Genomic DNA, 19,732 nt, shown 5'->3' with positions numbered 1-19,732 from the left:
CTTTAAGGCGGCGCTCATCGTTCCCCAGATTTTCGGAGTTCGCCATGGCCATTGCAGTGCCCCTGAACGAAGGCGCAGGTAAAAGCCTCAAGCAGCGCCTCAAGCATGCCGAGCGGGTCAACCGTTGGAAGGCGCAGGCGTTGATCGCGCCGCTGGCGCTGTTCCTGTTGCTGGTGTTTCTGGTGCCGATTGCGGCACTGCTGTACAAGAGCGTCGGCAACCCCGAGGTGGTCAACGGCCTACCACGCACCGTCGAGGCCATCGCGCAGTGGGATGGCAAGGGGCTGCCGGGCGAGGACGTGTACAAGGTGCTCAGCCAGGACCTGGCGGAGTCGCGCAAGAAACAGACCCTGGGCGATCTCTCCAAACGCCTGAACATGGAGTTGGCCGGCTACCGCAGCCTGCTGGCCAAGACCGCACGGGCGTTGCCGTTCAAGGCCGAGCCCACTTCTTATAAAGATGCCCTGCAGACGCTCGATGAGCGCTGGGGCGACCCTGCGTACTGGCAGGCGATCCGTCGCAACACCAGCGCAGTGACACCGTTCTACCTGCTGGCGGCGTTGGACCATCGCATTGACGACTTGGGCGAGCTGGCCAAGGCCACCCCAGACCAGGCTATCTACCTGGACATCTTCACCCGGACCTTGTGGATGGGGGTGGTCATCACCGCAATCTGTCTGGTGCTGGCCTACCCGCTGGCCTACCTGCTGGCCAACCTGCCGACCCGGCAGAGCAATTTGCTGATGATTCTGGTGCTGCTGCCGTTCTGGACCTCGATCCTGGTGCGGGTGGCGGCGTGGATCGTGCTCTTGCAGTCCGGTGGTTTGATCAACAGTGCGTTGATGGCCATGGGCATCATCGATGAGCCGCTGGAGTTGGTGTTCAACCGCACCGGTGTGTACATCGCCATGGTGCACATCCTGCTGCCGTTCATGATCCTGCCGCTGTACAGCGTGATGAAGGGCATCTCGCCCAGCTATATGCGTGCGGCGATCTCCCTGGGTTGCCACCCGTTCGCCAGCTTCTGGCGCGTGTACTTCCCACAGACCTATGCGGGTGTGGGGGCCGGTTGCCTGTTGGTGTTCATCATCTCCATCGGCTACTACATCACCCCGGCGCTGCTGGGCAGCCCGAATGACCAGATGGTCAGCTACTTCGTGGCCTTCTATACCAACACCAGTATCAACTGGGGCATGGCTACCGCCCTGGGCGGACTGTTGCTGCTGGCCACTGTGGTGCTGTACCTGATCTATAGCTGGCTGGTTGGCGCCAGCCGCCTGCGCCTGAGCTGAGGAGCCCTGTCATGCTGAGCCCTTACATGTCGCCCGTCGAGCGGGTCTGGTTCTACAGCCTGCGTATTCTCTGCGGTTTGATTCTGCTGTTCTTGGTGTTGCCGGTGCTGGTGATCGTGCCGTTGTCATTCAACAGCGGCAGCTTCCTGGTGTACCCATTGCAAGGCTTTTCGCTGCACTGGTACCAGGACTTCTTCGCCTCGGCCGAATGGATGCGGTCACTCAAGAACAGCATCATCGTCGCCCCGGCCGCCACCGTGCTGGCGATGGTATTCGGCACCCTCGCCGCCATCGGCCTGACCCGCGGGGACTTCCCGGGCAAGTCGTTGGTCATGGCCCTGGTGATTTCGCCGATGGTGGTGCCGGTGGTGATCATCGGTGTGGCCAGCTACCTGTTCTTCGCGCCACTGGGCATGGGCAACAGTTTCGTTTCGTTGATCCTGGTGCACGCGGTGCTGGGCGTGCCCTTTGTCATCATCACGGTGTCGGCCACGCTGCAGGGCTTCAACCAGAACCTGGTGCGGGCTGCCGCCAGTCTCGGTGCCTCGCCGCTGCTGACCTTCCGTCGGGTGACCCTGCCGTTGATTGCTCCAGGCGTGATCTCCGGCGCGCTGTTCGCCTTCGCCACCTCCTTCGACGAAGTGGTGGTGACGCTGTTTTTGGCCGGCCCTGAGCAAGCGACCTTGCCACGGCAGATGTTCAGCGGCATTCGCGAGAACCTCAGCCCGACCATCGCCGCGGCCGCGACCTTGCTGATTGCCTTCTCTGTGGTGCTGTTGCTCACCCTTGAGTGGCTGCGCGGGCGCAGCGAGAAGTTGCGGACTCAGCAGCCGACCTGATCGCCCCGGATCAATACTCGCTCTCACAGGGCTACGCTGAATCTGTGGGGGCGGGTTGACCCGCGAAGCGTTTTGCACCGCGTTGAAGCAATTGGTCGATACCCATTGATACCAATCAGCCTTCATTCGCTTGCCTGAGTTACAATGCGCGCCACCGTGATTTCTGCCAACAGGTGCGCCATGCAGCCCTACGCTATTGCCCCCTCCATCCTCTCCGCCGATTTCGCCCGCCTGGGCGAGGACGTCGACAAGGTGCTGGCCGCCGGGGCCGACATCGTTCACTTCGATGTGATGGACAACCACTACGTGCCCAACCTGACCATCGGCCCGATGGTCTGCAGCGCCCTGCGCAAGTACGGTGTGACCGCGCCGATCGACGTGCACCTGATGGTCAGCCCGGTCGATCGCATCATTGGCGACTTCATCGAAGCGGGCGCCACCTACATCACCTTCCATCCTGAAGCGTCCCTGCACATCGACCGCTCCCTGCAACTGATCCGCGACGGCGGCTGCAAGGCCGGCCTGGTGTTCAACCCGGCCACCAGCCTGGATGCGCTCAAATACGTGATGGACAAGGTCGATATGGTGCTCTTGATGAGCGTCAACCCAGGCTTCGGTGGCCAGAAGTTCATTCCCGGCACCCTCGACAAACTGCGCGAAGCCCGCGCGCTGATCGACGCCAGCGGCCGTGATATCCGCCTGGAGATCGACGGTGGCGTCAACGTCAACAATATCCGCGAGATCGCCGCCGCCGGTGCCGATACCTTCGTGGCTGGTTCGGCGATCTTCAATGCGCCGGACTACCAGGAAGTCATCGGCAAAATGCGCGCCGAACTGGCCCAGGCGCGCCCATGAGCGGCTTCGAGCAGCTGTTCCCGGGAGCGCTGCCAAGGCTGGTGATGTTCGATCTGGATGGCACGCTGATCGATTCGGTCCCTGACCTTGCCGCCGCCGTGGATCGCATGCTGCTCCAGATGGGGCGCCCACCCGCAGGCCTGGAGGCCGTACGCCACTGGGTCGGCAATGGCGCCCAGGTCCTGGTCCGCCGCGCCCTGGCCGGTGGCCTGGACCACGATGCCGTCGACGATGCGTTGGCCGAACAGGGCCTGGCCCTGTTCATGGAGGCCTATGGGCAAAGCCATGACCTGACGGTGATCTACCCCGGTGTGCGCGACACCCTGCGTTGGCTGCGCAAGCGCGGCGTGGAAATGGCGCTGATCACCAACAAGCCCGAGCGCTTCGTCGGGCCACTGCTCGATCAGATGAAGATCGGTCGTTATTTCCGCTGGATCATCGGCGGCGACACCCTGCCTCAGAAAAAACCCGATCCGGCCGCGTTGCTGTTTGTCATGAAGATGGCCGGCGTGCGCCCCGAACAGGCACTGTTCGTGGGCGACTCGCGCAGCGATGTGCTGGCGGCCAAGGCGGCAGGAGTCAAGTGCGTAGGACTGAGCTATGGCTACAACCATGGCCGGCCGATAGACGAGGAGTCGCCCAGCCTGGTCATCGACGATCTGCGTGCCTTGCTGCCAGGTTGCTTAGTCCCGGCCACTGGGATAACGTTGGCGGACCTTCAAGCCTCACAAGACAGAGAGTCCACCGTGGCGGTTACCGGCAAATTCTGGATGAAAGTCATCAAGGCCCTGGCCCGCTGGCGCTGGCGCGCCTGACTTCTGCCCGCCGGCGCCTGCCGGCCCGTCCGCTTGCCCGACCCCATTGCTGCTTGCCACGAGGCTACCCATGACCCGCGAAGAATTCCTGCGCCTGGCCGCTGCCGGCTACAACCGCATCCCCCTGGCCTGCGAAACCCTGGCCGACTTCGACACGCCGCTGTCGATCTATCTGAAGCTTGCCGACCAACCCAACTCCTACCTGCTCGAGTCCGTTCAGGGCGGTGAGAAGTGGGGGCGTTACTCGATGATCGGCCTGCCATCGCGCACCGTGCTGCGTGTGCATGGCTACCACGCCAGCATCCTGCAGGACGGCGTGCAGGTGGAAAGCCACGACGTGGAAGACCCACTGGCGTTCGTCGAAACGTTCAAGGATCGCTACAAGGTCGCTGACATCCCGGGCCTGCCGCGCTTCAACGGTGGCCTGGTCGGCTACTTCGGCTATGACTGCGTGCGTTATGTGGAAAAGCGCCTGGGCGCCTGCCCGAACCCGGACCCGCTGGGTGTACCGGACATCCTGCTGATGGTCTCCGATGCCGTGGTGGTGTTCGATAACCTCGCCGGCAAGATGCACGCGATCGTGCTGGTGGACCCGGCCGAGGAGCAGGCCTACGAGCAAGGCCAGGCGCGGCTGCAGGATCTGCTGGCCAAGCTGCGCGAGCCGATCACCCCGCGTCGCGGCCTGGACCTGAGCGGCCCGCTCGCCGCCGAGCCCGCATTCCGCTCCAGCTATACCCGCGAGGACTACGAGAACGCGGTCGGGCGCATCAAGGAATACATCCTGGCCGGTGACTGCATGCAGGTGGTGCCGTCCCAGCGCATGTCCATCGACTTCAAGGCCGCGCCAATCGACCTGTACCGGGCGCTTCGCTGCTTCAACCCGACGCCTTACATGTACTTCTTCAACTTCGGCGACTTCCATGTGGTGGGCAGCTCGCCGGAAGTGCTGGTGCGTGTCGAGGACAACCTGGTCACCGTGCGACCGATCGCCGGGACCCGTCCACGCGGCGCCACCGAGGAAGCCGACCGGGCATTGGAAGACGACCTGCTGTCTGACGACAAGGAAATCGCCGAGCACCTGATGCTGATTGACCTGGGCCGTAACGATGTGGGACGGGTATCGTCCACCGGCAGCGTGCGCCTGACCGAGAAGATGGTCATCGAGCGCTACTCCAACGTCATGCACATCGTCTCCAACGTCACTGGCCAACTGCGTGAAGGCCTGACTGCGATGGACGCCCTGCGCGCGATCCTGCCGGCTGGCACCCTGTCGGGCGCGCCCAAGATCCGTGCCATGGAAATCATCGACGAGCTGGAACCGGTCAAGCGTGGTGTCTACGGCGGCGCCGTGGGTTACCTGGCCTGGAACGGCAACATGGACACCGCCATCGCCATCCGCACCGCGGTGATCAAGGACGGCGAGCTGCATGTGCAGGCAGGCGGCGGCATCGTCGCTGACTCGGTACCGGCGCTGGAGTGGGAAGAAACCATCAACAAGCGTCGAGCCATGTTCCGCGCGGTGGCCCTGGCGGAGCAGACGCCACAAGCCTGATGGACGATGGATGGACGGCGCCGAACGTGGCGCCGTTTCTCTTTGAGGCTGTTTTGCAGTCCATCGCGAGGCAAGCCCGCGCCGAGAAGGTTGGCGGAGCCCAGTGGGGTTTTCGCGGGGGGTAAGATCCTTTCCATTGTTTTTTCGGAGCAACCCGATTGACCTTGACGAAGCGAGGGGAATTCAACGCCCGTCGATTCGATTCTCCATATTTACGGGCATATTGCACCCGTCGCCCCGGTAGGCTACTGTGCCGAGACGTATAAGCGAGACCTATCCTGTGTTGATCGTCAGCAAACTCTTGATGCGCGTAATCAAGGCCCACGCCCGTTGGCGTTGGCGCGCCTGACTTTATCTCCTGCCGGCCCGTCCGGCCCCCCCGTTTGCCTTCCAGTTGCTTCATCCACCGCTCGCTGCGGGACAGCCCGCGCTTGCACCGGCATTGGAAGGTTCGAATTCAAAGTCAGTAGATTCAAGAGGTTCAGCCCGATGTTACTGATGATCGACAATTACGACTCCTTTACCTATAACGTCGTCCAGTACCTGGGCGAGTTGGGCGCCGAGGTCAAGGTCATTCGCAACGATGAAATGACCATCGCCCAGATCGAAGCCCTCAACCCCGAGCGCATCGTCGTCTCCCCTGGTCCTTGCACGCCGAGCGAGGCCGGGGTCTCCATCGAGGCTATCCTGCATTTCGCCGGCAAGTTGCCGATTCTCGGCGTCTGCCTGGGTCATCAGTCCATCGGCCAGGCCTTCGGCGGTGACGTGGTCCGCGCCCGCCAGGTGATGCACGGCAAGACCAGCCCGGTTCACCATCGCGACCTAGGCGTGTTCGCCGGCCTGAACAACCCGCTCACCGTGACCCGTTACCACTCGCTGGTGGTCAAGCGTGAGACCCTGCCCGAGTGCCTGGAAGTCACCGCCTGGACGGCTCATGCCGATGGCTCTGTCGACGAGATCATGGGCCTGCGCCACAAGACGCTGAACATCGAAGGGGTGCAGTTCCACCCCGAGTCGATCCTCACCGAGCAGGGCCACGAACTGTTCGCCAACTTCCTCAAGCAGACCGGCGGCCATCGCTAAGGAGCGAACATGGATATCAAGAGCGCGTTGAGCCGTATCGTCGGCCACCTGGACCTGTCCACCGAAGAAATGCGCGATGTCATGCGCCAGATCATGACGGGCCAGTGCAGCGAGGCGCAGATCGGTGCCTTCCTGATGGGCATGCGCATGAAGAGCGAGAGCATCGATGAGATCGTCGGTGCCGTATCGGTGATGCGTGAGCTGTGCAACAAGGTAGAGCTGCAAACCCTCGACGGCGTGGTCGACATCGTCGGCACCGGCGGCGATGGTGCGAACATTTTCAACGTGTCCACCGCGTCGGCGTTTGTCCTCGCGGCTGCGGGTTGCCCGGTGGCCAAGCATGGCAATCGCGCGGTATCCGGCAAGAGTGGCAGTGCCGACCTGCTGGAGGCAGCTGGCATCTACCTCAACCTGACGCCCGTGCAGGTCGCCCGCTGCATCGACAGCCTGGGGATCGGTTTCATGTTCGCCCAGACCCACCACAGTGCCATGAAGCATGCTGCCGGCCCGCGCCGTGACCTGGGGCTGCGCACCCTGTTCAACATGCTGGGCCCGCTTACGAATCCGGCCGGTGTGAAACATCAGGTGGTCGGGGTGTTCACCCAGGCCCTGTGCCGTCCGCTCGCCGAAGTGCTGCAACGCCTAGGCAGCAAGCATGTGCTGGTGGTGCATTCCAAGGACGGTCTGGACGAGTTCAGCCTGGCCGCACCGACCTTCGTGGCCGAACTGAAGAATGATCAGATCACCGAATATTGGGTCGAGCCCGAAGACCTTGGCATGAAGAGCCAGAGCCTGCATGGTCTGGCCGTCGAAGGCCCGCAGGCCTCGCTGGAGCTGATCCGCGACGCTCTTGGCCGGCGCAAGACCGAGAATGGCCAGAAGGCCGCCGAGATGATCGTGCTCAATGCTGGCGCCGCGCTGTACGCTGCCGACCATGCCATGAGCCTCAAGAGCGGTGTGGAACTCGCTCATGATGTGCTGCACACCGGCCTTGCCTGGGAGAAGCTGCAAGAGCTGGGCGCCTTTACCGCGGTATTCAAGCAGGAGAACGAAGCATGAGCGTACCGACGGTGCTGGAGAAGATCCTCGCTCGCAAGGTCGAGGAAGTGGCCGAGCGCAGTGCCCGGGTCAGCCTGGCCGAACTGGAGCTCCTGGCCAAGGCGGCCGACGCCCCGCGAGGCTTTGCCAACGCTTTGCTCGAACAGGCCAAGCGCAAGCAGCCGGCGGTGATCGCCGAGATCAAGAAGGCCTCGCCCAGCAAGGGTGTGATCCGCGAACATTTCGTGCCGGCCGACATCGCCGTCAGCTATGAAAAGGGCGGGGCCACCTGCCTTTCGGTACTGACCGATGTGGATTACTTCCAGGGCGGGGATGCCTACCTGCAGCAGGCCCGCGCGGCCTGCAAGCTACCTGTGATCCGCAAGGATTTTCTCATCGATCCCTACCAAGTGGTCGAGGCTCGCGCACTGGGCGCCGATTGCGTCTTGCTGATCGTCGCCGCGCTGGATGACGTGCGCATGGCTGAACTGGCCGCTACCGCCAAGTCTGTCGGGCTCGATGTCCTGGTCGAGGTGCATGATGGTGCTGAGCTGGAGCGAGCGCTGAAAACCCTCGACACCCCGCTGGTGGGGGTCAACAACCGCAACCTGCATACTTTCGAGGTCAGCCTGGAGACCACGCTGGACCTGCTGCCACGCATTCCGCGTGACCGCCTGGCCATTACCGAGAGCGGCATTCTCAACCGTGCCGATGTGGAGTTGATGGAAATCAACGAGGTCTATTCGTTCCTGGTCGGTGAGGCGTTCATGCGTGCCGAGCAGCCGGGGCTGGAGTTGCAGCGACTGTTCTTCCCCGAGCGTGCGGTGAAAACCGTGATTCAGGAATTGGACTGATCGATCGAAGCCGGCGTTTGCCGGCTTTTTTGTGTGCCTGCTCTTCGCCGTCTGAGCGCAACGAAAATCCCATGGGAGCGGGTTTACCCGTGACAGGGTTTGTGCAAACAACATCTTTAGGTGGATCAATGACCGACCAACCCCTGGCGCTGACCGTCGAACAAGGCCTACACGCCGAGCAGGAGCTGCTGGCTGCGGTATGCCGCGGCGAGCGTGACGCGGGTGTGCTGTTCTGGCGCCCGACTGACCACGCTCTGGTGATGCCTCGACGCATGAGCCGCCTGGACAATTTCGAGGCTGCCTGCTCTGAGCTGGCCATTGCCGGTTGGCCTGTGCTGTTGCGCGAAACGGGCGGTGAGCCGGTGCCTCAGTCCCATTCGACGGTGAACGTGGCGTTGGTCTACGTTGCGCCGCGCAGCGAAGGGGATCATGGACGTATCGAAAATGCCTACGAACGCCTGTGCCTGCCGCTGTGTGAAGTGTTGCGCGAGTGGGGCGGTGTGGCTTCGGTCGGCGAGATCGATGGCGCGTTCTGCGACGGTCGGTACAACGTCAACCTCAATGGCCGCAAGCTGGTCGGCACTGCCCAGCGCTGGCGCCAGGGCTTGGGCGGCAAGCGTGCGGTCGTGCTGGTGCATGGCGCGCTGTTGCTGGACAACGAGCGAGCGTCGATGGTCGCGGCGGTCAACCGCTTCAATGAATGCTGCGATCTGGAGCAGCGTTGCCGGGCCGACAGCCACATCGCCCTGCACGAAGTGGTGCCCGAGGCACCGTGGTTCGAGCGCCTGAACCAGGCCTACAACGAGGTGATCGCGGCGATCCCTCGCGACTAACGGGTGCCGTGGACCACCATGGTCTTGCCCTTGACCTGCACCAGGCTGCGCTCCTCAAGGTCCTTGAGCACGCGGCCGACCATCTCCCGTGAGCAGCCGACAATGCGACCGATCTCCTGACGGGTGATCTTGATCTGCATGCCGTCCGGGTGGGTCATGGCATCGGGCTGCTTGCACAGGTCGAGCAGGCATCGGGCCACGCGTCCAGTGACATCGAAGAAGGCCAGATCACCCACCTTGCGCGTGGTATTTCGCAGGCGCTGGGCCATCTGGCTGCCCAGGGCGTAGAGGATGTCCGGGTCCTGGCGGGCCAGTTCACGGAACTTGTCGTAGCTGATTTCCGCGACCTCGCACTCGGTCTTGGCACGGACCCAGGCGCTGCGCTGTTGCTCTTGTCCTGCGGACTCGAACAGGCCTAGCTCACCGAAGAAGTCCCCGCTGTTGAGGTAGGCGATGATCATTTCATGGCCATCGTCATCCTCGATCAAGATGGTCACCGAGCCCTTGATGATGAAGGACAACGTTTCAGCCCGATCACCGGCGCAGATGATGTTGCTTTTGGCGGTGTAGCGGCGGCGCTGGCAGTGGGCGAGCAGCTTGTCGATATTCTTGATCTTGGCAGGTAGAGCGGAGGCAACCATCACGAAATCCTGTTCGGGGCGAGGCATTGCACTTTTTATAGGACGTTGGCGACAAGCGCCAGTCATTTGGCGTCAGCTTATCAGACACTGCCGCTTGCAATGGCATTAAAGGCGCTCGCATTGCGCTTTTCCGAGAGCGCCACAAGGACTAAGCTGACGACCTTTCTCAAGCATCTTGGAGTCCAGATACATGAAGGCACGCATCCAGTGGGCCGGTGAAGCGATGTTCCTCGGCGAATCGGGGAGCGGCCATGTCGTGGTCATGGATGGCCCGCCCGAGGCAGGTGGTCGTAACCTGGGCGTGCGCCCCATGGAAATGCTGCTGCTCGGCCTGGGCGGCTGCAGCAGCTTCGATGTGGTGAGCATCCTCAAAAAGTCTCGCCAGGCCGTGGAGAGCTGCGAAGCCTTCCTGGAAGCCGAGCGCGCCAGCGAAGACCCGAAGGTGTTCACCAAGATCCACCTGAACTTCGTGGTCAAGGGGCGCGGGCTGAAGGAAGCCCAGGTCAAGCGCGCGGTGGAGCTGTCGGCGGAGAAGTACTGCTCGGCTTCGATCATGCTCGATCGCGCCGGTGTGGAAATCACCCACGGCTACGAGATCGTCGAGCTGGGTTGAAGGGCCGGTCGGGGGCTGCTCTGCAGCCCCAAGATTGTTCAGTTACGAAGTGCGGGCAGCGCGTGCTGCAACCAGCCTGGTAGGTGTGCCCGTAGTGACTGGCTCAGTTGCTCACGCTTTTTCTGGTACAGCAAACCCAGCCCGATCACGCCCAGGCCGATCACGGTCAGCACCAGCGGAAAGAGCAGCGACTCAGCGAACACGTCGTAGGAGAGATAGCCCAGGTAGGCTGCCACGCCCATGGAACCAAAGACCATGAACACCGGCCGACGCAACAGCACCGCCAAGCCCATCAGGGCAAGATTGACCACACAGTACATCGCCTTGCCCAGCTCGCTGCCGCTGTCCATCAGCGTCAAACCGCCCCAGAATGCCGCCAGCCCCGCCAGATAGCCCCAGCCTGCATAGTCTCGGCGGGTCCGCCCATCGATCACGATGAAGACTACCAGTAGCGCCAGACCGAACCACAACGAGACCGTGCGGCGCTGTTCCCAGCTGAACGGTGAGCCGAAGAACCATTCGCTGAGGTCCATGGACATGAACCACAGAGCCACGGCCATCGGCATCACGATGAAGGGGAAGGGGACCAGGCGCAGCATCAACAGGCCCGCCACCACCGTGGCCGCCTCCATCAGTACCCAGCCGCCCTGCACGTAGGTGTAGTACTGGTGATAGTCGCTCTGGGTATCGTCGAGTGGCCACCAGCCGGCGAGTCGCTCGATGGCGAACACCGCCAAGGGCACGATGCTCACGGCGACTGCGGCCAACACGCCAGCGGCAATGGGTTGCGCCTGGCGTTGCAGCTTCAGGGCGAGCAGCGTCAGCAGGGTGATGTAGAGCGAGCAAATGCCCAGCAGCGCTGAGTCGCCGATGCTCATCCAGGCTTCGGTGAGAAGCCAGCCCATGGCGCCCATGATCAGCAATGCGCCGAAGTAGAACGCCACATGGGCAAGCTGGAAAGTACCGCGGGTTTGCGGTTGCTGGCGCAGAAAGGCCAGCAGGGCCTGGTCCTGGCCCGGTTGGAGAACACCTGCGTCCACGGCGCGAGCCAGGTCCTTGGCGTCGAAACGTTCCGTCATGTTCGTGCCCTTCAGATGCGGTAGGTGCTCTTGGTCATCACCTTGGCCATCAGGCTCATGCCGAAGCGCACAGGAGCTGGGAAGCGGTAGCCGCCGGCTTCGAGTGCAGACTCGGCGTGCTGTTCTTCATCGACACGCATCTGTTCGAGAATCGCCCGGGACTTTTCATCTGCCTCGGGCAGTTGCTCAAGGTGCTCGTCCAAGTGCTTGCACACCTGGTGTTCGGTCGCCGCGACGAAGCCGAGGCTGACCTTGTCGCTGACCAGGCCCGCAAGGGCGCCGATGCCGAAGGACATGCCGTAGAACAGCGGGTTAAGCACGCTCGGATGGCTGCCTAGCTGGCGGATGCGTTGCTCGCACCAGGCCAGGTGGTCGACCTCTTCCTCGGCGGCATGCTCCATGGCCTTGCGCACCTGAGGCAACTTGGCGGTCAAGGCTTGGCCCTGGTACAGCGCCTGAGCGCAGACCTCGCCGGTATGGTTGATCCGCATGAGGCCGGCAATATGGCGGGTTTGGCTTTCGTCCAGTTCGGCATCGGGTTGGACGATGGCCGGGGATGGACGGGCAGGTTGGCCGCTGAAGGGCAGCAAGGTGCGCATGGCAGTATCAGCCTGCAGCAACAAGCGGTCGAGCGGCGAGTAGTGACGTTCGGTAGCCATCGGGCACCTCCGCTAGAGTGTGCCCGACAGTTTACCGCAATCGAGAAGGGGGCGGTTGCCCTGGATCAGCCCGGCGGCCAGTGCATCTGGCGCTGACCGAGCACGTGCATGTGGATGTGGTAGACCGTCTGACCACCCAGCTCATTGCAGTTCATGACCACACGGAAGCCATCCTCGCAGCCGAGTTCCTTGGCCAGGCGCTGGGCCGTAAACAGGATATGGCCGGCCAGGCCTTTGTCTTGCTCGGTCAGGTCGTTGAGGGTGCGGATGGGCTTTTTCGGGATGACCAGAAAATGCACAGGTGCCTGCGGGGCGATATCGTGGAAGGCCAGAACCTGGTCGTCCTCGTAGATGATCTTCGCCGGGATCTCCCGGTTGATGATCTTGGTGAAGATAGTCTCCACAGCTCGTACTCCATGGTGAGTGTCCGGGCCGAGTGTACCCAGCACGACGGCGCTCGCCCAGTGGCTATTCGACACCGACCGGGCAGTAGCGCCGATGGATGAGGCCGGCCAGCTTGCGCGTGATCCAGCGCGGCATCAGGCGAGGCATCGCCGCCAGCCAGCGGTTGCGTCGCCCAGGCATGATCAGGGCGCGATTCTTGTCCAGCGCGCGTACGGTGTAGAGCGCCACTTCTTCCGGGCTCAGGCAGCGTGCGCTGTTGTCCAGTCGAGGGATGCGTCGGCGCGAGGATCGCACTGGCCCGGGGCACAGGACCGAGACCTTGATCCCGGTGCGCTTGAGCTCCTCGCGAAGCGCCTCGGAGAAACTCACCACATAGGCCTTGCTGGCTGCGTAGGTGGCCATCCAGGGGCCGGGCGCGGCGCTGGCCAGGGCTGCGACATTGAGGATCTGTCCGCCTCCGTGCAAAGCCATCAGGTTGCCAATGGCATGACACAGGCGGCTCAGGGCCAGGACGTTGACTTCCAGTAGATCTTGTTCGTCGGCCCATTCATGGGCGAGGAACGGCCCATAGGTCCGCTGGCCGGCACAGTTGACCAAAAGGTCGATGTGCCGCTCGCCCTCTTCGAGCTCCAGCACGAAGCCCGACAGGCGTAGGGGTTGGTTCAGGTCGCAAGCCCGGAACAGCACTTCGACGCCGAAGCGCTGGGTCAGCTCGATGGCGACCGGCTCCAGGGTCTCGCGGTGGCGTGCCACCAGGATCAGGTTGCGCCCGCGCCGCGCCAGGGCTTCCGCCAGGGCAAGCCCTAGGCCGCTGGAAGCACCGGTAATCATGGCGTAACGGGTCATGCAAGGCTCCTGGGGCCGAAAAAGGGCGCCTAGTGTACAGCGTGGTCGGAGAAGGTGTTGCCTTTTGCTACCGGCTCAGCCCCGCTCCCCAGGGGTGCCTGTCAGCGCGTGATGCCTCGGGCTCAGAACGGCTTGACCACCACCAGGATCACGATGCCCAGTAGAAACAGCACCGGCACTTCGTTGAACCAGCGGTAGAACACGTGCCCACGGGTATTGGTTCCGGCGGCGAAGCGTTTGCGCTGGGCTCCGCACATGTGGTGGTAGACGGTCAGCAGGGCCACTAGGGTGAGCTTGGCATGCAGCCAGCCCTGGCTCAGCCAGCCAGGATTGAGATAGAGCATCCATACGCCGAAGACATAGGTGGCGATCATCGCTGGATTCATGATGCCGCGGTATAGCTTGCGCTCCATGGTGACGAAGCGGTCCAGGCTGAGGCTGTCCTGGCTTTGGGCGTGGTAGACGAACAGGCGCGGGAGGTAGAACAGCCCGGCGAACCAGCAGACCACGCTGACGATATGCAGGGCCTTGATCCATAGATAAAGCATGGGGGAGTTCCTTCAGGATTCACGATCGTCAGATAGTAACGGTCAAGCGTCCAATGGGGCATCCGAAGAGTTGTTACAGAGGCCCCGCGCCCCTATTATCGTGCGCTTTCCAGTGGGCTCGTTGATAAGGGGCAAGCGTTATGATCAAGGTCGGTATCGTCGGCGGCACGGGTTACACCGGTGTCGAACTGTTGCGTCTGCTGGCGCAGCACCCACAGGCCGAGGTCGCGGTCATCACGTCGCGCTCCGAGGCGGGCGTCGCGGTCGCCGACATGTATCCGAACCTGCGCGGTCATTATGATGGCCTGGCCTTCAGCATGCCGGACAGCAAGGCCTTGGGCGCCTGTGACGTGGTGTTCTTCGCCACGCCCCACGGGGTTGCCCACGCCCTGGCCGGCGAATTGCTGGCTGCCGGGACCAAGGTCATCGACCTGTCCGCGGATTTCCGCCTGCAGGATGCCGTGGAGTGGGGCAAATGGTACGGCCAGCCCCACGGTGCGCCGGAGCTGCTCAAGGATGCGGTGTATGGCCTGCCAGAGGTCAACCGCGAGAAGATCCGCCAGGCCCGCCTGATCGCAGTGCCCGGTTGCTACCCAACCGCCACTCAGCTGGGCTTCTTGCCGCTGCTCGAGGCAGGTTTGGCTGATTCATCGCGACTGATTGCCGACTGCAAGTCCGGGGTGAGCGGGGCTGGGCGTGGTGCAGCCGTGGGGTCGCTGTTCTGTGAAGCAGGCGAAAGCATGAAGGCTTATGCGGTCAAGGGGCATCGCCATCTGCCTGAGATTAGCCAGGGCCTGCGTCAAGCCGCTGGCAAGGACGTCGGGTTGACCTTCGTACCGCACCTGACGCCGATGATTCGCGGTATTCACGCGACCCTTTACGCGACCGTCGCCGACACTTCTGTCGATCTGCAGGCGCTGTTCGAGAAGCGCTATGCCGATGAGCCGTTCGTCGATGTGATGCCGGCTGGCAGCCATCCTGAGACCCGCAGTGTACGTGGTGCCAACGTCTGCCGCATCGCTGTGCATCGTCCTCAAGGTGGCGACCTGGTGGTGGTGCTGTCGGTCATCGACAACCTGGTCAAGGGGGCTTCCGGCCAGGCGGTACAGAACCTGAATATCCTGTTCGGCCTGGACGAGCGCATGGGGCTTTCCCATGCGGGTCTGCTGCCCTAAGCGCAGCGGTGGGCTGCAAGCCTCAAGCTGCAAATGAGCGTGCCGGGATTGGCTTGCAGCTTGTAGCTTGTCACTTGCAGCTTTCGTATTGTTGACCAATTTTCTCGGAGAAGCGGATAATGCGCGTCATCGAGTTTTATGGCGACACTGCGCCGGGAGAGTCAACATGAGCGTCGAAACCTTCACCCCCACGGCTTTGGAGTTCACCCAAGGTGCTGCGCACAAGGTGAAGACCCTGGTCAGCGAGGAAGGCAATGATCGCCTGAAGCTGCGTGTGTTCGTGACTGGCGGCGGTTGCTCGGGCTTCCAGTACGGCTTCACCTTCGATGAAGAAGTGGCCGAGGACGACACTATTGTCGAGCGCGAGGGTGTATCCCTAGTAGTGGACCCGATGAGCTTCCAGTACCTGGCAGGCGCCGAAGTGGACTACCAGGAAGGTCTTGAAGGTTCGCGTTTCGTGATCAAGAACCCCAACGCCACCACCACCTGCGGTTGCGGTTCCTCGTTCTCGATCTGAGACCGAGCCCCGCAACGAAAACGCCGCGCAATTGCGCGGCGTTTTGCATTCTGCCGAGTCGTCAGGCTGGATAGATCGCCCCGAGAACGCGCAGTCCCCGGGCGGCGGTCACGCTGGGGCGGTTGGCCGGGATGCGTTCGAGGCAGCAATGAGCCAGCCATGCGAAGGCCATGGCTTCGACCCAGTCCGGATCCACTCCATGGGCGGCTGTGCTGCTGACCTGAGCGCAAGGCAGCAGCGCTGCCAGGCGACCCATCAATGCGCCGTTGCGAGCGCCGCCACCACAGACCAGCAAAGCCTCGGTGCCTGATTGGGCGCCAAGCAGCGAGTCAATGATGCTGCGGGCGGTCAGTTCCAGTAGCGTGGCCTGTACATCTTCGTCCCGATAGGCCGGCAGCGCTGCCAGGTGGGCGTCCAGCCAGGGAAGGTTGAACACTTCACGGCCGGTGCTCTTGGGGCCGCTGCCTGCAAAGAAGGGGTCCGCCAGAAGCTTGTCCAACAACGTATCGATGATCTGGCCGCTGGCGGCCCAGGCGCCATCGGCGTCATAGGTTTGGCCGCGCTTGCGTTCGATCCAGGCGTCCAGCAGCACGTTGCCTGGGCCGCAGTCGAAACCATGGACCGGTTGGTCTTGCTCGATCAGGCTGAGGTTGCTGAACCCGCCCACGTTCAGGATGGCCACGCGTTGTCCCAGGTGGCTGAACAGCGCTTCATGGAATGCAGGCACCAGCGGGGCGCCCTGGCCTCCCGCGGCCACGTCGCGACGGCGGAAGTCACCGACAACGCAGATGCCCGTCAGCTCGGCCAGCAACGCCGGGTTGCCAATCTGTACAGTGAATCCGCGGGCCGGCTCGTGGCGGATGGTCTGACCGTGGCTGCCGATTGCACGGATGGCGCTGGCGTCCAGGCCTTGGCTTGCCAAGAGCTGCCTTACACCTTCCGCGGCCAGGCTAGCCCAGCAGTTCTCCGCCAAGGCGGCACGCGCGATCTCGTCAGGGCCGCTGGCACAGAGGGCGAGCAGCGCCTGACGAAGATCAGAAGGCATGGGGGTGTAGTGAGTGGCGAGCAGATGGGGCTGCTCGCCTTGTTCGATCAGTGCGATGTCCAAACCATCGAGGCTGGTCCCGGACATCACACCCAGATAAAGCGCCATGGTTCAGCGCTTATTGGCGGCGAGCAGAGTGGCCTTTTCCTGATCCATGCGGGCGATCAGGGGTTGGCTCTGCTGCAGGAAGCGCTGGCGCTCGGAGCGGGCAATCGGGTCGGCCATGGGCACCTTCTGGCTCAACGGGTCGACGTGAACGCCATTGACCTGGAACTCATAGTGCAGGTGTGGGCCAGTGGACAGGCCGGTGGTGCCGATGTAGCCGATCACCTGGCCTTGCTTGACTGAGCTTCCGGTCTTGATGCCCTTGGCAAAGCCCTGCATGTGACCATAGAGGGTCTTGTAGGAGTTGCCGTGGGCGATGATCACGGTATTGCCGTAACCACCGCGACGACCTGCCAGGAGCACCTTGCCATCGCCGGCGGCCTTGATCGGCGTGCCTCGTGGTGCGGCGTAGTCCACACCCTTGTGGGCGCGGATCTTGTTGAGGATCGGGTGTTTGCGGCCGGCGGAGAAGCGCGAGCTGATGCGGGCGTAATCCACCGGCGTACGGATGAACGCCTTGCGCAGGCTGTTGCCGTCGGCAGTGTAGTAGCTGGTGTTGCCCTGCTTGTTGGTGTAGCGCACAGCGGTATAGGTCTTGCCACGGTTGGTGAAGCGCGCGGACAGGATGTTGCCGGTGCCGACCACCTTGCCGTCCATGACCTTTTGCTCGTAGACCACGTCGAATTCATCGCCAGGGCGGATGTCCTGGGCGAAGTCGATGTCGTAGCCAAGGACACGGGCCATGTCCATGGTCATGCTGTGGGACAGGCCGGCGCGCTTGGCCGAGGCCGACAGCGAGCTTTTGATCACGCCATGGGCATAGGCAGTACGCACCACCGGTTTGCTGATTTCCCGGTTGAAGCTGTAGCCCTTGGCGGTCTTGGTCAGGCGAATGGTCTCGAGGTTGCTGATCTTGCTGTGCAGGCTGGCCAGTTGGCCGTCCTTGTCGAGTTCGAACTGCAGGATCTGACCATGCTTTAGCTGGCTGAACTGCTTGGCCTGCTTGCCGCTTGCCAGGACGTCATGGACCACATTGGCTGGCAAGCCAACCTTGGCGAACAGTGTGGAGAGGGTATCGCCGCGCGCGACCGCGACTTCACGATGGCCGGGCAGCTTGGCCTCGGCGGTTTCCTTGGCTTTTTCCTCGGCAGCTGGCGCTTGTTGCTCAGCCTGCTTGGTGGCAGGTTCGGCCTCGTCCACCTGGGCAAAAGGAGAGCTTTGGTCGTTTTCGGCTTGAACCAGCGGGGCGGCCTTGGACTCGTCCTTCAACTGCTCAGCCGGTGTTTCCAGCTCCAGACTGAGGGTGGTCTTCTTGGCTTCGACTTCGCTGGAGGGAAATACCAGCAAAGCCAGGCTGAGCAAGGCGGCGATGCCGCTGGCGGCCAACAAATGGCTTTTCGGATAAAGCGGGGGCGCTTTAGGCGTCTCGTTGGTCATAGGTGAGGTGACTTTGAAAAAGGTGAAATGGAAAAGATGAATGACATGATGAAGATGAAATAACTGTATAAAATATAACCAAATCCGGTTTCGCGCAAGGGCGCGTAGACGCCGCAATGCGTCATCCGGGTCACATTCCTTTGCGAAACTTGTAATTGATGGCCGATCTTGTATGGTTGGCTCCCCTTGAATCTGAGCCTTGCGGGTCTGTCTATGAAGTCGGTTGAAGAGCAGCTGGCGCTTATCAAGCGCGGTGCGGAAGAGGTATTGGTCGAGTCGGAACTGGTGGAGAAGCTCAAGCGCGGCCAGCCCCTGCGTATCAAAGCGGGCTTCGACCCGACTGCGCCGGACCTGCACCTTGGTCACACCGTGCTGATCAACAAGCTGCGGCAGTTCCAGGACCTTGGGCACCAGGTCATTTTCCTGATCGGTGACTTCACCGGCATGATCGGCGACCCGAGCGGCAAGAGCGCCACCCGCCCGCCGCTAACCCGAGAGCAGGTGCTGGATAACGCCGAGACCTACAAGCAGCAGGTATTCAAGATCCTTGATCCGGCCAAGACCGAAGTCGCGTTCAACTCCACCTGGATGGACAAGCTGACACCGGCCGACTTCATTCGTCTGGCCTCCCAGTACACCGTTGCTCGCATGCTCGAGCGCGATGACTTCGATAAGCGCTATAGCAGCAACCAGCCGATCGCGATCCACGAGTTCCTGTATCCGCTGGTGCAGGGGTATGACTCGGTTGCGCTCAAAGCGGACGTCGAGCTCGGTGGTACCGACCAGAAGTTCAACTTGCTGATGGGGCGCGAGTTGCAGCGTGCCTATGGTCAGGAGGCGCAGAACATTGTCACCATGCCGCTGCTCGAAGGGCTTGATGGCGTCAAGAAGATGTCCAAGTCGCTGGGCAACTATGTCGGCATCCAGGAGGCTCCTGGGGTGATGTACAGCAAGCTGGTCTCCATTCCGGACACCTTGATGTGGCGTTATTTCGAGCTGCTGAGCTTCCGCTCCATGGAAGAGATCAACCAGTTCCGGGTCGATGTCGAGAAGGGCGCCAACCCGCGCGACATCAAGATCAAGCTGGCCGAAGAGATCGTGGCTCGCTTCCATGGTGAAGAAGCTGCGGTCAATGCCCACCGTGCCGCGGGCAACCGCATGAAGGATGGCGAGCTGCCGGAGGATCTGCCAGAGATCGAGGTGGTCGCACCGGAAGACATGCCGATCGCGGCGGTGTTGAACAAGGCAGGCCTGGTGAAGAACTCTGCCGCAGCTCGCGATCTGCTCAATGCCGGTGGGGTGAAGGTGGATGGTGTGGTAGTCGATCGTGGCTTCGTCTTTGCCATCGGCGCGACCCATGTTTGCCAGGCAGGTAAGAAAGCTTTCGCACGCATTACCTTGAAAACCGAGTAAGGGCGCCTTCTATCTATTTGGAAGAAGCTCTATAGAAGCGGGGAGGCCGTCAGGCCTCCCCGCTTTGCTTTTCAGTCGCTTTTAAGGT

At 62.3% G+C, this 19,732-nt stretch carries 21 protein-coding genes; 13 read left to right on the top strand and 8 right to left on the bottom strand.

The genetic code is table 11. The annotated features are described in order from the left end of the window. Positions 1 to 44 precede the first annotated feature (44 nt). From ABOA88_RS13980 to ABOA88_RS13940, 9 genes are all read left to right on the top strand, one after another. The gene (locus ABOA88_RS13980; protein ID WP_196165401.1) at positions 45 to 1,292 is read left to right on the top strand and encodes an ABC transporter permease; all 1,248 of its coding nucleotides are present in this window, start codon (positions 45 to 47) and stop codon (positions 1,290 to 1,292) included. An 11-nt stretch (positions 1,293 to 1,303) separates the two neighbouring features. Beyond that, positions 1,304 to 2,131: an ABC transporter permease gene (locus ABOA88_RS13975; protein ID WP_043210420.1), complete on the top strand. Its 828-nt coding sequence runs from the start codon at positions 1,304 to 1,306 to the stop codon at positions 2,129 to 2,131. Between the two features lie 180 nt (positions 2,132 to 2,311). Beyond that, positions 2,312 to 2,986, top strand: a complete 675-nt coding sequence (gene rpe / locus ABOA88_RS13970) for a ribulose-phosphate 3-epimerase (RefSeq protein ID WP_090346373.1) — start codon at positions 2,312 to 2,314, stop codon at positions 2,984 to 2,986. Further along, complete coding sequence (locus ABOA88_RS13965) at positions 2,983 to 3,801, top strand: phosphoglycolate phosphatase (protein WP_196167819.1); 819 nt, start codon at positions 2,983 to 2,985, stop codon at positions 3,799 to 3,801. Before rpe ends, ABOA88_RS13965 begins: the two co-directional genes overlap by 4 nt. Positions 3,802 to 3,871: 70 nt before the next feature. Further along, the gene (gene trpE / locus ABOA88_RS13960) at positions 3,872 to 5,353 is read left to right on the top strand and encodes an anthranilate synthase component I (RefSeq protein WP_196167818.1); all 1,482 of its coding nucleotides are present in this window, start codon (positions 3,872 to 3,874) and stop codon (positions 5,351 to 5,353) included. 489 nt (positions 5,354 to 5,842) lie between these two features. Continuing rightward, positions 5,843 to 6,436, top strand: a complete 594-nt coding sequence (locus ABOA88_RS13955) for an aminodeoxychorismate/anthranilate synthase component II (protein ID WP_196167817.1) — start codon at positions 5,843 to 5,845, stop codon at positions 6,434 to 6,436. Between the two features lie 9 nt (positions 6,437 to 6,445). After that, a complete protein-coding gene (gene trpD / locus ABOA88_RS13950; RefSeq protein WP_196167816.1) occupies positions 6,446 to 7,495 on the top strand; it encodes an anthranilate phosphoribosyltransferase in 1,050 nt (349 codons plus the stop codon). After that, entirely contained in the window at positions 7,492 to 8,328 is an 837-nt protein-coding gene (trpC, locus tag ABOA88_RS13945) for an indole-3-glycerol phosphate synthase TrpC (RefSeq protein WP_196167815.1), read from the top strand. Before trpD ends, trpC begins: the two co-directional genes overlap by 4 nt. Positions 8,329 to 8,456: 128 nt before the next feature. After that, positions 8,457 to 9,161 carry a lipoate--protein ligase family protein gene (locus tag ABOA88_RS13940; protein ID WP_367850673.1) on the top strand — a complete coding sequence of 235 codons (705 nt, stop codon included), beginning with the start codon at positions 8,457 to 8,459 and terminating at the stop codon, positions 9,159 to 9,161. On the opposite strand, the gene crp is transcribed toward ABOA88_RS13940, so the two are convergent. Further along, a complete protein-coding gene (gene crp, locus ABOA88_RS13935) occupies positions 9,158 to 9,802 on the bottom strand; it encodes a cAMP-activated global transcriptional regulator CRP (protein WP_196165410.1) in 645 nt (214 codons plus the stop codon). The genes ABOA88_RS13940 and crp overlap by 4 nt on opposite strands. Before the next feature lie 190 nt (positions 9,803 to 9,992). On the opposite strand from crp, the gene ABOA88_RS13930 reads away from it, so the two are divergent. Further along, a complete protein-coding gene (locus tag ABOA88_RS13930; RefSeq protein ID WP_028689009.1) occupies positions 9,993 to 10,415 on the top strand; it encodes an OsmC family protein in 423 nt (140 codons plus the stop codon). Positions 10,416 to 10,453: 38 nt separating this feature from the next. On the opposite strand, the gene ABOA88_RS13925 is transcribed toward ABOA88_RS13930, so the two are convergent. The 5 genes from ABOA88_RS13925 to hemJ all read right to left on the bottom strand — a co-directional run bounded on the left by ABOA88_RS13925 (position 10,454) and on the right by hemJ (position 13,952). Next, positions 10,454 to 11,494 (bottom strand): DUF2157 domain-containing protein, encoded by a 1,041-nt coding sequence (locus tag ABOA88_RS13925; protein WP_367850674.1) that lies wholly within the window; start codon positions 11,492 to 11,494, stop codon positions 10,454 to 10,456. Between the two features lie 11 nt (positions 11,495 to 11,505). Then, on the bottom strand, positions 11,506 to 12,153 hold the full coding sequence (coq7, locus tag ABOA88_RS13920) for a 2-polyprenyl-3-methyl-6-methoxy-1,4-benzoquinone monooxygenase (RefSeq protein ID WP_367850675.1): 648 nt from the start codon (positions 12,151 to 12,153) through the stop codon (positions 11,506 to 11,508). A 65-nt stretch (positions 12,154 to 12,218) separates the two neighbouring features. Further along, on the bottom strand, positions 12,219 to 12,557 hold the full coding sequence (locus ABOA88_RS13915; protein WP_070571919.1) for a histidine triad nucleotide-binding protein: 339 nt from the start codon (positions 12,555 to 12,557) through the stop codon (positions 12,219 to 12,221). 64 nt (positions 12,558 to 12,621) lie between these two features. Beyond that, positions 12,622 to 13,404: an SDR family NAD(P)-dependent oxidoreductase gene (locus tag ABOA88_RS13910; protein WP_367850676.1), complete on the bottom strand. Its 783-nt coding sequence runs from the start codon at positions 13,402 to 13,404 to the stop codon at positions 12,622 to 12,624. 122 nt (positions 13,405 to 13,526) lie between these two features. Then, positions 13,527 to 13,952: a protoporphyrinogen oxidase HemJ gene (gene hemJ, locus ABOA88_RS13905; protein ID WP_367850677.1), complete on the bottom strand. Its 426-nt coding sequence runs from the start codon at positions 13,950 to 13,952 to the stop codon at positions 13,527 to 13,529. 140 nt (positions 13,953 to 14,092) lie between these two features. On the opposite strand from hemJ, the gene argC reads away from it, so the two are divergent. Both argC and erpA read left to right on the top strand, forming a co-directional pair. Continuing rightward, positions 14,093 to 15,127, top strand: coding sequence for an N-acetyl-gamma-glutamyl-phosphate reductase (argC, locus tag ABOA88_RS13900; protein ID WP_196167810.1), 1,035 nt, complete (start codon positions 14,093 to 14,095; stop codon positions 15,125 to 15,127). Positions 15,128 to 15,293: 166 nt separating this feature from the next. After that, entirely contained in the window at positions 15,294 to 15,644 is a 351-nt protein-coding gene (erpA, locus tag ABOA88_RS13895; protein ID WP_196167809.1) for an iron-sulfur cluster insertion protein ErpA, read from the top strand. Between the two features lie 61 nt (positions 15,645 to 15,705). Here the strand turns inward: erpA and ABOA88_RS13890 are convergent, their stop codons facing one another. Continuing rightward, positions 15,706 to 16,797 carry an anhydro-N-acetylmuramic acid kinase gene (locus tag ABOA88_RS13890; RefSeq protein WP_367850678.1) on the bottom strand — a complete coding sequence of 364 codons (1,092 nt, stop codon included), beginning with the start codon at positions 16,795 to 16,797 and terminating at the stop codon, positions 15,706 to 15,708. Positions 16,798 to 16,800: 3 nt separating this feature from the next. Then, positions 16,801 to 18,231: a peptidoglycan DD-metalloendopeptidase family protein gene (locus tag ABOA88_RS13885; RefSeq protein ID WP_196167807.1), complete on the bottom strand. Its 1,431-nt coding sequence runs from the start codon at positions 18,229 to 18,231 to the stop codon at positions 16,801 to 16,803. A 213-nt stretch (positions 18,232 to 18,444) separates the two neighbouring features. Between ABOA88_RS13885 and tyrS the strand changes: the two genes are divergently transcribed. Beyond that, positions 18,445 to 19,644: a tyrosine--tRNA ligase gene (gene tyrS / locus ABOA88_RS13880; RefSeq protein WP_367850679.1), complete on the top strand. Its 1,200-nt coding sequence runs from the start codon at positions 18,445 to 18,447 to the stop codon at positions 19,642 to 19,644. The last annotated feature ends 88 nt before the right edge of the window (positions 19,645 to 19,732 follow it).

This window comes from Pseudomonas sp. PKS (genome assembly GCF_051913525.1).
GTDB lineage: Bacteria > Pseudomonadota > Gammaproteobacteria > Pseudomonadales > Pseudomonadaceae > Aquipseudomonas > Aquipseudomonas guariconensis_D.
Note: the sequence above shows the minus strand (reverse complement) of the source record. Positions and strands in the feature narration are given on the sequence as shown.

Excerpts from the sequence above, each read along its gene's own strand:
- ABOA88_RS13980 (WP_196165401.1), top strand. The coding sequence starts at position 45 with ATGGCCATTGCAGTGCCCCTGAACGAAGGCGCAGGTAAAAGCCTCAAG.
- erpA (WP_196167809.1), top strand. The coding sequence starts at position 15,294 with ATGAGCGTCGAAACCTTCACCCCCACGGCTTTGGAGTTCACCCAAGGT.
- hemJ (WP_367850677.1), bottom strand. The coding sequence starts at position 13,952 with ATGCTTTATCTATGGATCAAGGCCCTGCATATCGTCAGCGTGGTCTGC.
- tyrS (WP_367850679.1), top strand. The coding sequence starts at position 18,445 with ATGAAGTCGGTTGAAGAGCAGCTGGCGCTTATCAAGCGCGGTGCGGAA.
- ABOA88_RS13910 (WP_367850676.1), bottom strand. The coding sequence starts at position 13,404 with ATGACCCGTTACGCCATGATTACCGGTGCTTCCAGCGGCCTAGGGCTT.
- ABOA88_RS13955 (WP_196167817.1), top strand. The coding sequence starts at position 5,843 with ATGTTACTGATGATCGACAATTACGACTCCTTTACCTATAACGTCGTC.
- ABOA88_RS13890 (WP_367850678.1), bottom strand. The coding sequence starts at position 16,797 with ATGGCGCTTTATCTGGGTGTGATGTCCGGGACCAGCCTCGATGGTTTG.
- ABOA88_RS13925 (WP_367850674.1), bottom strand. The coding sequence starts at position 11,494 with ATGACGGAACGTTTCGACGCCAAGGACCTGGCTCGCGCCGTGGACGCA.
- ABOA88_RS13975 (WP_043210420.1), top strand. The coding sequence starts at position 1,304 with ATGCTGAGCCCTTACATGTCGCCCGTCGAGCGGGTCTGGTTCTACAGC.
- trpC (WP_196167815.1), top strand. The coding sequence starts at position 7,492 with ATGAGCGTACCGACGGTGCTGGAGAAGATCCTCGCTCGCAAGGTCGAG.
- ABOA88_RS13930 (WP_028689009.1), top strand. The coding sequence starts at position 9,993 with ATGAAGGCACGCATCCAGTGGGCCGGTGAAGCGATGTTCCTCGGCGAA.
- ABOA88_RS13965 (WP_196167819.1), top strand. The coding sequence starts at position 2,983 with ATGAGCGGCTTCGAGCAGCTGTTCCCGGGAGCGCTGCCAAGGCTGGTG.
- trpE (WP_196167818.1), top strand. The coding sequence starts at position 3,872 with ATGACCCGCGAAGAATTCCTGCGCCTGGCCGCTGCCGGCTACAACCGC.
- coq7 (WP_367850675.1), bottom strand. The coding sequence starts at position 12,153 with ATGGCTACCGAACGTCACTACTCGCCGCTCGACCGCTTGTTGCTGCAG.
- ABOA88_RS13940 (WP_367850673.1), top strand. The coding sequence starts at position 8,457 with ATGACCGACCAACCCCTGGCGCTGACCGTCGAACAAGGCCTACACGCC.
- argC (WP_196167810.1), top strand. The coding sequence starts at position 14,093 with ATGATCAAGGTCGGTATCGTCGGCGGCACGGGTTACACCGGTGTCGAA.
- crp (WP_196165410.1), bottom strand. The coding sequence starts at position 9,802 with ATGGTTGCCTCCGCTCTACCTGCCAAGATCAAGAATATCGACAAGCTG.
- rpe (WP_090346373.1), top strand. The coding sequence starts at position 2,312 with ATGCAGCCCTACGCTATTGCCCCCTCCATCCTCTCCGCCGATTTCGCC.
- trpD (WP_196167816.1), top strand. The coding sequence starts at position 6,446 with ATGGATATCAAGAGCGCGTTGAGCCGTATCGTCGGCCACCTGGACCTG.
- ABOA88_RS13885 (WP_196167807.1), bottom strand. The coding sequence starts at position 18,231 with ATGACCAACGAGACGCCTAAAGCGCCCCCGCTTTATCCGAAAAGCCAT.